At 58.6% G+C, this 13,435-nt stretch carries 15 protein-coding genes; 5 read left to right on the top strand and 10 right to left on the bottom strand.

All coding sequences use genetic code 11. The features are described 5' to 3' along the window. Nucleotides 1–10 precede the first annotated feature (10 nt). Entirely contained in the window at nt 11–205 is a 195-nt protein-coding gene (locus F4X57_07800) for a hypothetical protein (protein ID MYC07058.1), read from the top strand. 351 nt (nt 206–556) lie between these two features. Beyond that, nucleotides 557–1,840 carry a class I SAM-dependent methyltransferase gene (locus F4X57_07795; GenBank protein ID MYC07057.1) on the top strand — a complete coding sequence of 428 codons (1,284 nt, stop codon included), beginning with the start codon at nt 557–559 and terminating at the stop codon, nt 1,838–1,840. Between the two features lie 37 nt (nt 1,841–1,877). On the opposite strand, the gene F4X57_07790 is transcribed toward F4X57_07795, so the two are convergent. The 8 genes from F4X57_07790 to gcvT all read right to left on the bottom strand — a co-directional run bounded on the left by F4X57_07790 (nt 1,878) and on the right by gcvT (nt 8,014). Further along, nucleotides 1,878–2,708: a tRNA (adenine-N1)-methyltransferase gene (locus tag F4X57_07790; protein MYC07056.1), complete on the bottom strand. Its 831-nt coding sequence runs from the start codon at nt 2,706–2,708 to the stop codon at nt 1,878–1,880. A 12-nt stretch (nt 2,709–2,720) separates the two neighbouring features. Continuing rightward, nucleotides 2,721–2,879, bottom strand: a complete 159-nt coding sequence (locus F4X57_07785; protein MYC07055.1) for a hypothetical protein — start codon at nt 2,877–2,879, stop codon at nt 2,721–2,723. Nucleotides 2,880–3,044: 165 nt separating this feature from the next. Continuing rightward, nucleotides 3,045–3,179 carry a redoxin domain-containing protein gene (locus F4X57_07780; GenBank protein ID MYC07054.1) on the bottom strand — a complete coding sequence of 45 codons (135 nt, stop codon included), beginning with the start codon at nt 3,177–3,179 and terminating at the stop codon, nt 3,045–3,047. 37 nt (nt 3,180–3,216) lie between these two features. Next, complete coding sequence (locus F4X57_07775) at nt 3,217–3,432, bottom strand: hypothetical protein (protein MYC07053.1); 216 nt, start codon at nt 3,430–3,432, stop codon at nt 3,217–3,219. Nucleotides 3,433–3,632: 200 nt separating this feature from the next. Beyond that, nucleotides 3,633–5,120: a glycine dehydrogenase subunit 2 gene (locus F4X57_07770; GenBank protein ID MYC07052.1), complete on the bottom strand. Its 1,488-nt coding sequence runs from the start codon at nt 5,118–5,120 to the stop codon at nt 3,633–3,635. Next, nucleotides 5,117–6,451 carry an aminomethyl-transferring glycine dehydrogenase subunit GcvPA gene (locus tag F4X57_07765; protein MYC07051.1) on the bottom strand — a complete coding sequence of 445 codons (1,335 nt, stop codon included), beginning with the start codon at nt 6,449–6,451 and terminating at the stop codon, nt 5,117–5,119. The genes F4X57_07770 and F4X57_07765 overlap by 4 nt, the downstream gene beginning before the upstream one ends. A gap of 76 nt (nt 6,452–6,527) precedes the next feature. Next, on the bottom strand, nt 6,528–6,914 hold the full coding sequence (gene gcvH, locus F4X57_07760) for a glycine cleavage system protein GcvH (protein MYC07050.1): 387 nt from the start codon (nt 6,912–6,914) through the stop codon (nt 6,528–6,530). A gap of 2 nt (nt 6,915–6,916) precedes the next feature. After that, nucleotides 6,917–8,014, bottom strand: coding sequence for a glycine cleavage system aminomethyltransferase GcvT (gene gcvT, locus F4X57_07755; protein MYC07049.1), 1,098 nt, complete (start codon nt 8,012–8,014; stop codon nt 6,917–6,919). Nucleotides 8,015–8,410: 396 nt separating this feature from the next. Here gcvT and F4X57_07750 point away from each other — a divergent pair, with 396 nt between their 5' ends. Then, a complete protein-coding gene (locus tag F4X57_07750; GenBank protein ID MYC07048.1) occupies nt 8,411–8,884 on the top strand; it encodes a hypothetical protein in 474 nt (157 codons plus the stop codon). Next, nucleotides 8,814–9,170, top strand: coding sequence for a hypothetical protein (locus tag F4X57_07745; GenBank protein ID MYC07047.1), 357 nt, complete (start codon nt 8,814–8,816; stop codon nt 9,168–9,170). Before F4X57_07750 ends, F4X57_07745 begins: the two co-directional genes overlap by 71 nt. 96 nt (nt 9,171–9,266) lie before the next feature. Here F4X57_07745 and F4X57_07740 read toward each other — a convergent pair whose 3' ends face one another. Next, on the bottom strand, nt 9,267–10,139 hold the full coding sequence (locus F4X57_07740; protein MYC07046.1) for an LLM class F420-dependent oxidoreductase: 873 nt from the start codon (nt 10,137–10,139) through the stop codon (nt 9,267–9,269). An 88-nt stretch (nt 10,140–10,227) separates the two neighbouring features. Here F4X57_07740 and F4X57_07735 point away from each other — a divergent pair, with 88 nt between their 5' ends. Beyond that, nucleotides 10,228–11,661 carry an amidohydrolase family protein gene (locus F4X57_07735; GenBank protein ID MYC07045.1) on the top strand — a complete coding sequence of 478 codons (1,434 nt, stop codon included), beginning with the start codon at nt 10,228–10,230 and terminating at the stop codon, nt 11,659–11,661. Between the two features lie 9 nt (nt 11,662–11,670). Here the strand turns inward: F4X57_07735 and F4X57_07730 are convergent, their stop codons facing one another. Continuing rightward, a complete protein-coding gene (locus F4X57_07730) occupies nt 11,671–13,425 on the bottom strand; it encodes an NAD+ synthase (GenBank protein ID MYC07044.1) in 1,755 nt (584 codons plus the stop codon). Nucleotides 13,426–13,435 lie beyond the last annotated feature (10 nt).

Genomic DNA, 13,435 nt, shown 5'->3' with positions numbered 1-13,435 from the left:
AGGAAGAACGATGACGCAAGAGGCAGTTGAAACTATCCAGTGTACGCACCACTGGCAGATAGAAAGTCCAAACGGCCCCGTGAGCATCGGCAGGTGCAAGCGCTGCGGCGAGATCCGAGAGTTCAACAACTCCATTCAAGGCTCCGGCTGGGACAGGCAAGGCTCGCATAACAGACGCCTGCGGCAGGCAAAGTCCAGCTCCTAGCGCGACTCCTTTCTTCCGCCAATATCATCACACAGCGAAGGGACATCAGCATTAGCCGATGTCCCTCTTCTTTTGCAAAAGTCCTCTCCCCATCGGTGGCTGACAAGGGTAGGTAAAATGGTGAATTCAATGCAAAAACTTACTCTTTCTGTCATTCTGAACGCAGCGCAGCGGAGTGAAGAATCTAAAATATCTGCCATAAGACAACCCCGTTCGTAGTTAAGGATGTTAGATTCCTCACTCCGTTCGGAATGACAAGGAAAAACTGTCAAAGCTCCGTTAATCAAATACCTACCCCTATCGACCCTTCTGGGGGGAGCTTAGGATTGGGGCAAAGAAACCAGCCTATTAATGACCGGCAAAACCATGAGCGAACTTACATCAGCCGAACAAACAATAGCCGAACAGACCATAAGGCAGCGCATCTACCGGCACGGCAAAATCACCTTCGCCGAATTCATGCAGATTGCCCTATACCACCCGATCGACGGATACTACACGAGCGATCGACCCTTCGGCGCGGACGGCGACTATTACACCAGCCCGGCGGCGCATCCGGCGTTCGGCGCACTGCTTGCTGTGCAACTCTTCGGCATGTGGCGTGGTATGGGAATGCCAACAGACTTCACTGTCGTGGAGATGGGCGCTGGCAATGGCATGCTCGCCAACGACATCTGCGCCTATGCGGGCGATTTGAGCGCAGACTTCGCGGACAGTCTGCGCTACATCTGCATTGACCGATATGCGGCGGCGGACACTTGGCAATCAACCGGCGAAGGCGCGATTCACATTGAGCGGGTGACTGCGGACAAACTGCCACTAGAAGGCGTGGTGGGCTGTTTCATATCAAACGAACTGGTGGACGCCTTCCCGGTGCATCGCTTTGAGATTGTGGACGGAGAGCCGCGTGAAATCTTCGTCGCGCTAGACGACTCCGGCGACTTCGTGGAACTGCTGGACACACCATCTACGCCAATCATCGCGCAACGTCTTGATGCGCTAGGCTTCCCGCTTGAGAATGGACAGCGCGGCGAAGTCAACCCGCACATCAAGTCGTGGATCGGCGAAATCGCCGCCGCACTGGGCACAGGTTTCGTTATCACCATAGACTACGGCTATGAAGCGGTTGAGTTGTACGCGCCGGAGCGCAAGTACGGCACATTGCAAACATACTACCGGCACACGGACGGCAGCAGCCCGTACCGTCGCATCGGCAGGCAAGACCTCAGCGCACAGGTGGATTTCACGCTGCTGCAATGCGAGGGACACGCCGCTGGCCTAAACACACTCGCCTACACCACGCAATCCGAATTTCTGCACGCGCTAGGCATTCGAGAGATGATGCGGCAACTGCGATCCGCGCCGTTAAGCCACCACGAGCGCAGCGCAAACCTAATGGCAATGCGCCAATTGGTTCAACCCGACGGACTGGGCAGATTCCGCGTGCTGGTGCAGGAAAAGCAATCCGGCGTATCGTCAATAGAGCAAATCTTGCCCGATGAGTCGGCACGCAGGGGACTGCTTGCGCCGCTGCTGTCGTTCCGACACATGCCGTTGATGGAAGGGCGTTATCCGCAAACGAGCTGGGAAATGCCGTCGCTATGGGACGAATCTCAGGCTTATCAGTTGCTGTGATCGGCACCTTTCGCAAGTGCGCCAATTTGCATATATGTCAATCCCGTCCCGTTGACACGCTGGACGCCGGGCGCGGTGAGCACCTTCGGGCTATGGTGATGAAGCCGGTGTGCCCGACCATGCGGTGCTCTGGGCGGACGCTGCGGCTGCCTACTACCCATGGGCGCTGCAGCACTTCCATTGTTTCGATCATCTCGAATGTGTGGATGCCGCGCAGCGCTGCCGTAAGTTCGTGGACTTGCAGCACGGTAGGCGAGAAGCTGACGAATATACCGCCCGGCAGCAAACCTTCCGATGCGTGCGGCACGACTTGCCAAGGCTCGGGGAGGTCGAGCACGATGCGATCTAGGTCGCGTTCGTCAAAGCCATTATAGACATCGCCGATTTTCAGCGTGAGGTTGGATGTGTCCGGCAGCATCGCGTTGACATTCTCGCGGGTGCGGTCGATCATGTCCTGCCGCACATCGTACGAGAATAGCGAGCCGCTTTCACCAATTGCGCGCAGTAGCGCCATCGTTACCGCACCGCTGCCGCAGCCCGCTTCGAGGACCCGCGCGCCGGGGAATATGTCGCCGTAAACGAGAATTGTGCCGAGGTCCTTCGGGTAGCCGACAGTGGCGATGCGAGGCATGTCCACCGCGAAATCCGCCATCGTGGGCTTGACTACGAGCAGCACATGCCCGCGGTTTGTGGTCATCCACGAGCCGGAGTCCGTGCCGATTAAATCGTCGTGTGAGAACGCGCCGAGATGCGACTCGAACTTTGCGCCGGGTCGCAGTTGCGCAAGGTAGCGCCGCCCCCGCCGGTCAATGACAAGGGCATGGTCGCCCTCGTGGAAGACGTGCCGCGCAGGGGCGTTTTCGTTCATATCGCTTGACGCCTACAGCTTGTCGATTTCCGCGAGGATGTCCTGTGGGTCGAGGTCGCGCGCGCTTTCATACACACGCTTGAAGCGTATCACGCCTTCGGCATCGACAATGAAGATGGCTCGGTTAGGAGCGCCACGCTCTTCGTTGAATATGCCATACGATTGCGTCATCGCGCCGTGAGGGTAGAAGTCCGACAGCAGCGGGTAGGGTATGTTGCCCAGCGAGGTGGAATAGGCGGTCTGGGATGGACGAGCGTCGCAACTGATGCCCAGAACCTGGGCATTCTTCGCCTCGAAGTCCGCATTGTAGCTGCGGAACGAGGTAACTTGGTCCGTTCAGCCGCCTGTGAACGAGAATATGTGGAACGAGAGCACCACCGCCTTCTCGCCCCTGAAATCGCTCAGGGATACGCTTTTCATTTCCTGGTCCGGCAGCGTAAATTCCGGCGCCTGCTGTCCTACATCAACCATGTTTTCACCTCTATATCAATCTTCGCGTCTTATTTTCCTAAAAGTCATTCGAGTCGTGCAAAGGGAGCTTGGCAAGTTCCTCATCGTGCGGATTGACTTCTATACTTGCTGATTGCAGCGCTGTTATGCCAAGCAACGGTTCCGAATTTTCATCGCCGAACGCGATTGTGGAAGCTACCATCTCACCCATGAGTTTGATCAATGCAAAACCGATGTCAAAGCTGATATTGTCGCCGTTTGCTAAGCCATACACTCGCTGTCTTTCTGGTTCGATGCTAGATAACGCCTTGGGATGAGCGATTCTATTGTACCACGCGCATCGCTGGGTTCACGCGCTGCGAAACTGACCGGATAGGCCGGGATAATTCAACCCGCGCCAAGTCCCCCCACCCCTATCTTGATGTCCCCTATCAAAGGGGATGGGACTTTCGGAATGCTGCGCGAAGGGCTATGTCAACCTTCAGGCTGCCAGCGCAGGTATGGGCGGCGGGCGGCGCGGGCTTCGTCCAAGCGGGTGTTGGGCGTGTCGTGTGGCGCGTTGTGCAACAGGTCAGGGTCGTCCTGCGCTTCCTGCGCTATTGCGCGCATTACCTCGATGAAACCGTCGAGCGTCTCTTTGCTCTCGGTCTCGGTCGGCTCTACCATCAGCGCCTCATCGACAATCAGCGGGAAGTACATCGTGGGTGGGTGAATGCCGTAGTCGATGAGCCGCTTGGCGACATCGAGCGCGCTTATGCCGTGCTCGCGCTTGAGGTTGCGCGCCGAGAATACGACCTCGTGCATGCAGGAACGGTCGTATGGCAGGTCGTAGTAGTCCTTGAGCTGGCTGAGGATGTAGTTCGCGTTAATCACCGCATCATGGCTGATGTTGCCGATTCCTTGGTCGCCCAGCGTGCTCATGTAAGCGTATGCCCGCACCAGCGCGCCGAAGTTGCCGTGGAACGCTCCCATTCTGCCGACAGTCTGCGGCGGCGCTTCAAGCGTATAGACTGCGTTGCCGTCGTTGTCGTTGCTGCGGTTCACGACGGGCGTGGGCATGTACGGCAGCAGGCGCTCGCCCACGATTACGGGTCCGGCGCCGGGTCCGCCACCGCCGTGCGGCTGCGTGAATGTCTTGTGCAAGTTGGAATGCATCACATCGAAGCCGAGATCGCCGAGTTTCACGCGACCGAGCAGGGCGTTCAGGTTTGCGCCGTCGCCGTACACGATACCGCCAGCCTCGCGCACCATGCGCACGACTTCGAGGATGTTGGAGTCGAACAAGCCCAGTGTGCTTGGCAGCGTTATCATCAGACCGGCGAGGCCGTCGCCGACTGAGAATCGCAGCGCTTCAAGGTCAGTGTTGCCGTTGGCGTCCGATGGCAGAGTTACGACTTCAAAACCGCACATGTTCGCCGTCGCAGGGTTCGTACCGTGCGCGCTGTCGGGGATGAGCACCTTGTTGCGCTGCGTGTCGCCCCTGTCTTGGTGATACGCGCGCGCCATCAGAATGCCCGCGAACTCACCGTCCGCGCCTGCCATCGGCGCGAGCGAGCAGCCCTGCATTCCTGTGATTTCGATGAGCCGCTGCTGCAGTTCCCACATCAGGCGGAGCGCGCCTTGCACGGTGGCGTCCGGCTGCAGCGGGTGAATCTCCGCGAAGCCGGGAATAGACGCGATCTCGTCATCGACTTTAGGGTTGTACTTCATCGTGCAGCTGCCAAGCGGGTAGAAGTTGTGGTCGATGGAGAAATTCAGCTGGCTGAGCTGCGACAGATAGCGGACGAGTTCGTTTTCGCTGACCTCTGGGAAGTCCAGTGTGTCGCGCAGCAAGCCCTTGTCGGGCAGGGGTTGGTGCGGCACATCGCTCTGCGGCAGTGTCGCGCCGACTCTGCCGGACACACTGCGATCCATTAGCAATTGGCGACGGTCTTGGGACAGCCTTTCTATTAGTGTCGTCATACTATCGTGCCTATCTCCGCAAGCGCGGCTGCGAAGGCGTCAATCTCCTCGCGCGTGTTGACCTCAGTCGCGCAGACGAGCATGCCGTTCGGCAACTGTTCGCTGATGTCCAAGCCACCGATAATCTTGTAGTCGAGCAGCCGCTCGTTGAGGGTTGACGGCGGTAGGGGGCATCGCACCGCGAACTCTTGGAAGAATGCGCCGCCATCCACGACCGAATATCCCGGAATACCGTCTATCAGAGACGCTAGGTAGTGTGCCTTCTGGTATGTCAGCTCGGCGGCGTGGCGCATGCCGTGTCTGCCGTTTGCCGCCATATATACCGTACTCATAAGGGCGATGAGCGCTACCGATGTGCAGATGTTGGATGTGGCGCGTTCGCGGCGTATGTGCTGCTCTCGCGTCTGCAGTGTGAGCACATACGCGGTGCGCCCTTGCGAATCGACCGTCCTGCCGACGATGCGGCCGGGCATCTGCCGGATGTAGCTCTGCTTGCAGGCGAAAACGCCGACATACGGACCGCCGAATGTGGGCGGCACGCCGAGCGCCTGTCCCTCGGATGCAACGATGTCCGCGCCATAGTCGCCCGGCGGCGTGAACATCGCCATGGACAGCGCGTCCGCATAGACGACGAACAGCGCGCCGGCGTCGTGCGCCCGGTCTGCGATTGCCTGCATATCCTGGATGTAGCCCAAGAAGTTGGGCTGCTGCGCAACGAGGCATGCAGTATCTTCATTGAGGTCCGGATTATCCGCGCTGACGACATCGATGGTGATACCGGGTGGCTCTGCGTATGTGCGCAGCACGCTGATGTACGCGGGCGAGACAGAATCGAGAACGGCGACACGGGTGCGCCGCGTTACGCGCGATGCCATCAGCACCGCTTCGGCGAGTGATGTGGAGCCATCGTACATGCCCGCATTAGCGACATCCATGCCGGTGAGCTGAGCGCACAATGTCTGAAATTCGAACTCGGTCTGCAGCGTGCCCTGCGAAATCTCAGGCTGGTACGGCGTGTACGCGGTCATGAACTCGCTGCGGCTTGTGAGTTGGCGCACGATTGCCGGTATGTGATGCCGGTACGATCCGGCGCCGAGGAAGCAGGCGTACTCGCCCGGAGTCTTGTTCATTGCCGCGAGTTCGCCGAAATATCGCTTGAGTTCGAACTCGGACATCGGCGGCGGAAGGTCGAGTGCGGGGTTCCGATGTTGCTCCGGTATATCCGCGAAGAGTTCGTCAACCGAATCCACTCCGATGGCGTCGAGCATTGCCCGCCGGTCGGCATCGGTGTTCGGCGAATATGGTGATGTGTAGCGAGTGGAATCTGTCATGGGCGCAAGCCGCCAAAGTCAATGAATGTGCAGGGTCAGGATAAATTGGGTTCGGCGATTTGGGAAGGTGCAGGGTCTAGTTCTGCGCTTCAAGCATTGCCTGGTACTCGGCGTGGCTCATTAGCATGTCTAGCTCGCCGTTGTCGGAGAGTTCGACATGCAGCATCCAGCCCGAGTCGTATGGGCTGTCGTTGACCAACTCGGGCGCATCCAGCAATTCGTCGTTACGCTGCGATACCGTGCCCGATACGGGCGAATACAAGTCCGACACCGCTTTGACCGATTCGATCTCTCCCATTTTTTCGAACTGCTCGAGCGCGTCGCCAAGCGCGGGCAGCTCAACGAACACAACATCGCCCAGGCTTTCGGCTGCGAACTCCGTAATGCCGACGACTGCAACGCCGTCAGACTCCATGCGAACCCATTCGTGCTCTTGCGAGTACTTGAGATTTTCAGGCGTCATCGCTATATGCTCCGTATGTAGAATGGAAGGCTGGTAACTTCAGCGTCAACTAGGCGGCCGCGGATGTCAATTTGCAGGCGCGTGCCAACCTCCGAGAAGTCAGCAGCAACATATCCCAAGCCTATGTTTCTGTCAAGCAGCGGCGAAGGGCTGCCGCTCGTAACCTCGCCTATGCACTCGCCTTCGTGGTATATGCTGTGCCCGTGCCGCGCGATACCGCGACCTGTCATGAAGAAGCCGACAAGGGACTTATCTACGCCTTCGTCGCGCGCCCGCAGCAACGCTTCGCGTGCGACATAGCCGCGCCTGTCCGGGTTGACGAAGCGCGCCAGACCTGCCTCGTATGGGTTGACATCCACGCTCATGTCGTTGCCGTGCAGCAGCAAGCCCGCTTCGAGCCGCAGCACATCGCGCGCGCCAAGCCCGCAAGACGCCGCGCCGCTCTCGACTAGGCGCAACCATATACGCGGCGCGTCTTCGGCGGGAACGATGAGCTCGAAGCCGTCTTCGCCCGTGTAGCCGGTGTGCGCCAGCATTGTTTCCACGCCGTCTATCTGCGTCGTCGCCGTGCGGAACGGCAGCACGTCTGAGATGTCGTCCGCAGTGATGCCGTTCAGCATCGGGATCGCCTGCGGACCTTGCACCGCAATCATCGCCGTCTCTGTGGTGATGTTCGTGATGCTGACCGTATCCGGCTGCGTATTCCATCGATTCAGCCAGTCTATGACCGTGGCGGTATTCGCCGCATTAGGCACGAGCAGAAAGTCCTCCTCACCGTTGCGATACACGATGCAGTCGTCAATGATACCGCCCTCTTCGTTGCAGATAAGGCAGTACCGCGCGCGCGTTGGCCGCATCGAAATCGCGCCGACGCTGAGCACGCGACTGAGCAGCCGCGCCGCGCCGCTGCCCTGAATCTTCAGTCTGCCCATGTGCGACACATCGAACAAGCCGACATTGGAACGCACCGCTCGTGCTTCCCGCAAGATGCTGTCGTACTGAATGGGCATAGCCCATCCACCAAACGGCACGATGCGCGCGCCAAGCGATACATGCGTATCGTATAGGGAAGTCTGCCGGAGTTCGTTGTTGTCTGTCATGGCTACTCAGGATATGCAAGATTGATGTGATTTTTACCGTGGATATTATAGCGTATAATTCAGGGGCGATGGTGTGAAATTTGTAAACGATAAGTGAGTTGAAAATGGCAGTTTGGATAATCAGGGCTGGCAGGATGGGCGAGAATGAAGAGTTCGCTCTTAATGAGGGCGTGTATGGGATTGGTTTCGTTCATAAGCATAGCGTAGCAGACTTCCCAGATTACGAAGCTTTTCGCGATTACCTTCATAGGCAAAGTGAGGGCTTGAGTTTGCAGCAGGTAGCGTCTCAAGCGTCTCAACTTTGGCATTTCGCTAACGACATGCAGATAGGCGAAATGATAGTCTTGCCGCGCAAGCGTCTGAAGGTAGTTGCCATTGGAAAGATAGCAGGGGACTATGTGTGGAAAGATAGCAGGGGACTATGTGTATAACCCTGACAAATCGCAAGCGCCTTTGCCGCACACTCGTGAGGTAGAGTGGCTTGTTGAGGATGTGCCGCGAGCGATATTTGACCAAGACTTGAAGAATTCATTCACTTCTCAACTCACCGTGTCGCAGGTTAGGAAAGACAACGCCGAAGCGCGAATTCAGCAGGTCGCTAATGTCTATCTTGGCGCCGAGCATGTAGTGGAGCCGCCTACGCCGTCTTCAAGTTCTGATGACTTGGACGACGACGAGGTTAGAGTGAACCTAGTAGAGGCCAATAACGACCGCATCCTAGACCGCGTCCGAGATAGGTTCAGGGAACATCACTTGGAATATCTGGTAGCGCGTATTCTGGAAGCGAGGATACACGGTATTGGAAACAAAGCGAGGACCGGATGGTGGCGCGGATATACTTGCAGGCAGTGGGGCGTTAGGTTTCGATAGCCCTAAGTTGTGCGTTCAGGTGAAATCGGGAGCATCCCCCGTACGAATACCTGACTACAACAGGCTTCAAGGTAATGTGCATGGGTTCGGAGCTGATTACGGATTATTGGTTAGCTTGAGCGGATTCACAAAGCCGGTTCTTGACGAGAATAGGCGATCGTTCTTTGAGATAAGGCTCTGGGACGGGAGTCAGTTGGTAGAAAGACTGCTTGACACATACGACGACTTGCCGCAAGAAATTCGAGAGGTAATTCCACTGGAGAAACGGTTGGTGCTGGATGAGTAAGTGGAATAGCGGGCGGTCAAGTCGATGACTGTCCGCTATCGTTCACCCCCATCCTAACCTTCCCCCGTCAAGGGGGAAGGGATTTTTGTATTAGTCTTACAGGCCCGATGTCGCTTCCTTGAAGCGGGTTATGGCGTCAATGTGCGCTGCGGGTGTGTCGAAACCGGCGCGCATCGTGTTCAGGGACACATGCGTCGCGCCAAGCGCCTTCCAGTCTTCGGCTTCCTTCGCCCAGTCGTCGGGGCCACCGATGCTTGCCGATACCCAGCCTTCGAGACCTATGCTTGCGATGTCGCGCCCCGCTTCGTTGGCGTAGGTGTGCAGCGTTTCGATAAGCCCCTTCGCGCGGTCGTCCGGTCGTCCTGTGAGTATCCATCCGTCGCCGATGTTGACGATGCGGCGGATTGTGCGGTCGGACGCGCCGCCTAGCCACACGGGTATGGGACGCTGCACCGGCAACGGCAATATGCCGGCGTCCGTTATCTTGTGCCACTTGCCTTCGTAGGTGATGAGTTCGTTCGTCCACAGTTGACGCATCACATCGATCTGCTCTTCGGAGCGCGCGCCGCGGTTGCGCCAGTTTTCGTTGAGCGCCTCGTATTCCACATAGTTCCAGCCAACGCCGATGCCCAGCCGCAGCCTGCCGTTGCTGAGCACATCCACCGCCGCCGCCTGCTTGGCGACGAGCGCGGTCTGGCGCTGCGGCAGTATGATGATGCCGGTGGCGAGTTCGATGCTGTCGGTGACTGCCGCCAGATAGCCGAACAACACGAACGGCTCATGGAATGCGTCCGTGTGCCGATATGGTCCGGTCAATTCAGGATGCGAGGCGGAGTTCGCGCCCAGCACATGGTCGAACGCCAGCAGGAAATCGAATCCGAGCGATTCGGTCGTCTGAGCGTATTCGCGTATTGCGCCGGTGTCGTTGCCTATCTCCGTCTGTGGGAAAATCGCGCCTATCTTGGTCATTGCAGCCTCCGCAGGGTATGTCGGTTTGCACTTGGCGAGTGTCAGTGTAACATAACGGCAGTGGATAGGATGAACAGGGAAGAATAGGATGGATGGGGATATGGCAAAGTACGATCTGATATTGAGCGGCGGCACGGTGCTCGACCCTGCGAATGATTTCGAGGGCATTGCGGATGTGGGCGTCAAGGATGGACTGATTTCGCGGGTCGCGCCAGACCTCGACCCGTTTGACGGCGAAGAGATTGTGGATATGACCGGGCGTTGGGTGATGCCCGGGCAGATTGACACCCACGCACATGTCGCCGGACTCTCGCGCAACTGGGACCCGGCGCTGGGATACGCGATGCTGGCGCGCGCGGGCACTACGACGGTGCTTGACATGGCGGGGACGGGGCCCACGCTCATTGACGGCATCAAGCGCAAAGGCGCGGGGTTGAATGTCGCATGCCTGTACGCACTTATACCAGGGGTTACAATGCCGGTGGGCGAGCCGTCGTCCTCAGTGGCGAGGGACATCGTCTCCGGCGCGCTAAAACAGGGCTGTTTTGGCGTCAAAATTCTGGGCGGCTACTATCCGTTCAGCCCAAATACGACCGGCGATGTGGTGCGCGCGAGCAACGACCAACTCGCGTATGTTGCATTTCACATTGGCACTCGCGAATCAGGCAGTCACCTGGGCGGCATGCGTGAGATTCCCGAAATCGTGGGCAAGGGACGGCTGCATGTGGCGCATGTCAATTCGTACTGCCGCGGCGTCATTGAAGACGCGGACGCGGAGTGCGAGGAGACGCTGGACATACTGGAGAATATGCGCGGTCAGCTAAATACGGAGGCGTATCACGCGGTGCAAAACGGTACAAGCGGCAGCTGCGACGGCGAGGGATTCGTGATGGCGAATGTGTCGCGCAACTGCCTCGCGCAGCGCGGATACTCACCTACGCGTGAAGGCATGAATCAGGCGATCGCGGACGGATACGCCTCTGTCATCGCGCAGCGCGGCGGGCATGTGGTATATCTGAAATCTAAAGAAGCGCTGGCGATGTACGAGCGCGAGAACACGCATGTCGGCGTGAGCTTCCCTGTCAATCTGCCGTCTAGCGCGTTCAAGCTGACCACGGCGAAGAATGACTCCGGCGAGTTCATCGTGGACGCGGTTGCAACGGACGGCGGCTGCCACCCGCGCAATGTGGCGATACAGACCAGCATGGCGCTCGTAAAGTTCGGGGCGTTATCGCCGCTTGAAATGGCGACCAAACTATCGCTCACACCCGCGCTGATGCTTGGCTTGCCAAACAAGGGGCACTTCAGCGAAGGCGCGGATGCGGATGTCACCGTAATTGACCCGCAGACGAACGAGCCGACGATGAGCTTCGTCGCGGGCAAGCCGATAATGGTGGACGGCCAAGTCGTCGGCACCGGCGGGAACCTGCTAGTAACGCGAGCCGGCCAGCGCTCCGCCAAAGCAAGCGGCTTGCCTTACCAAATCGTCGATATAGCTGGGACGAAGTTGTACGCGGGCTAAAACTGCCGGTTAGAACGGCCTATACCGATTTGCTATCGGCATGCGGCGGTCGCGGCCGAAGTTGCGCGGTGTGATTTTGATGCCGGGCGGCGCTTGACGGCGCTTGTATTCGTTGCGGTCAACGAGCGTTACGATTTGCTTCACGATGTCAGCGTCGTAGCCCATCGCTACAATGTCGTCGAAGGCGTAATCGTCTTCCACATACGCCTTGAGTATCGGATCTAGCACGCTGTACGGCGGCAGCGAGTCTTCGTCCTTCTGGTCGGGGCGCAGTTCGGCGCTTGGCGGCTTGTCTATGACGCTTTGCGGGATGACGGGCGCGTCTCCCACGGTGTTTCGGTAGCGGCAAAGCGCATACACGAGTTGCTTTGGCACATCTTTGATTACGGCGTAGCCGCCCGCCATGTCGCCGTAGATGGTCGCGTAGCCGGTCGCCATCTCAGATTTATTGCCGGTGGTCAGCACCAGCCAGTTGAACTTGTTTGACGCCGCCATAATCAGGTTGCCGCGAATGCGCGACTGCATGTTTTCCTCCGCAACGCCGATCTCAGTGCCTGCGAACTTCGGCGCGAGCGTGTCCAGATATGCGCTGAACGCGTCCTCTATCGGCAGCGTCCATAATTCGACGCCGAGATTGTCGCACAGCGCCATTGCGTCCATAACGCTGCCCTCTGACGAATACCGAGACGGCATTGCGATGCCGACGACATTCTCGCTGCCGAGCGCGTCTGCGGCGATCGCTGCGACCAGCGTGGAATCTATGCCGCCGGAAAGGGCGACGAGCACCTTGCCGAAGCCGCACTTGCGCACATAGTCGCGCGTGCCGGTCGTCAGCGCGGCATAGACTTCCGCAACATCGTCGTATGTCTTCCTATCGGCAGGCAGGCACTTGTTCGCCGTGGGCAGTGTAGGCTTGCCTTCCCCATCCGCGTAGTCCGACACCGCGACTTTGACAGGTGTGCCGATGTGCGCAAGGTCTGCGCCGCGTTCCTTGCGGGTGCGCGGGTCTCTCAGGCGCGAACGGAATACTGCTTCCACATCGAGGTCCGCGACTAGCAAACGCTCCTCGAACTGTGCCGCCTCTGCGATAATGTTGCCGTCCGGCGCGAAGATGAGGCTTCCACCATCGAAGACAAGCTCGTCCTGCCCGCCGACAAGATTCACATATGCCACGAACAGCCCATTGTCAGCGGCGCGCGTGGCGAGCATCTTCTCGCGGAAGGCGCGCTTGCCTGCATGGAAAGGAGAGCCGTTGATGTTCACGATTATTTCCGCGCCGGCTGCGCGTTGCACGACGGCCGGTCCTGTCGCATACCAGATGTCTTCGCAGATGTTGACGCCGACGGGCGTGCCGTTGAGCGTGTAAACGGGACATTCGCTGCCCGCGGCGAAGTAGCGGTCTTCGTCGAACACGCCGTAGTTCGGCAGGTACATCTTGCGGTATGTGCCGACAATCCGCCCGTCGTGGATGAAAGCGGCGGCGTTGTAGATGTCCAAATCGGAGTCGATGTAGCCCACGATGGCGGCGATGCCACGACACTCGGCGGCAATCGCGGCGAGGCGGTCATGGTTTTCGCGGATGAACTGCGGCTTGAGCAGCAGGTCTTCAGGCGGATAGCCGGGCAGCGCAAGCTCGGGGAACGCAACAAGATCCGCTCCGAGGTCGCGGGCTTCGTGGATGCCCTCGACTATGCGTTCGGTGTTGCCGTCGAAGTCTCCGACGGTGGCGTTCATCTGTGCCAGTGCCAGTCTGAATGTGCGCATTGCGATTGCC

It is taken from the genome of Chloroflexota bacterium, from assembly GCA_009840355.1.
Lineage (GTDB): Bacteria > Chloroflexota > Dehalococcoidia > Lucifugimonadales > JADFKI01 > Bin90.
This window is presented reverse-complemented; position numbering and strand designations above follow the sequence as displayed.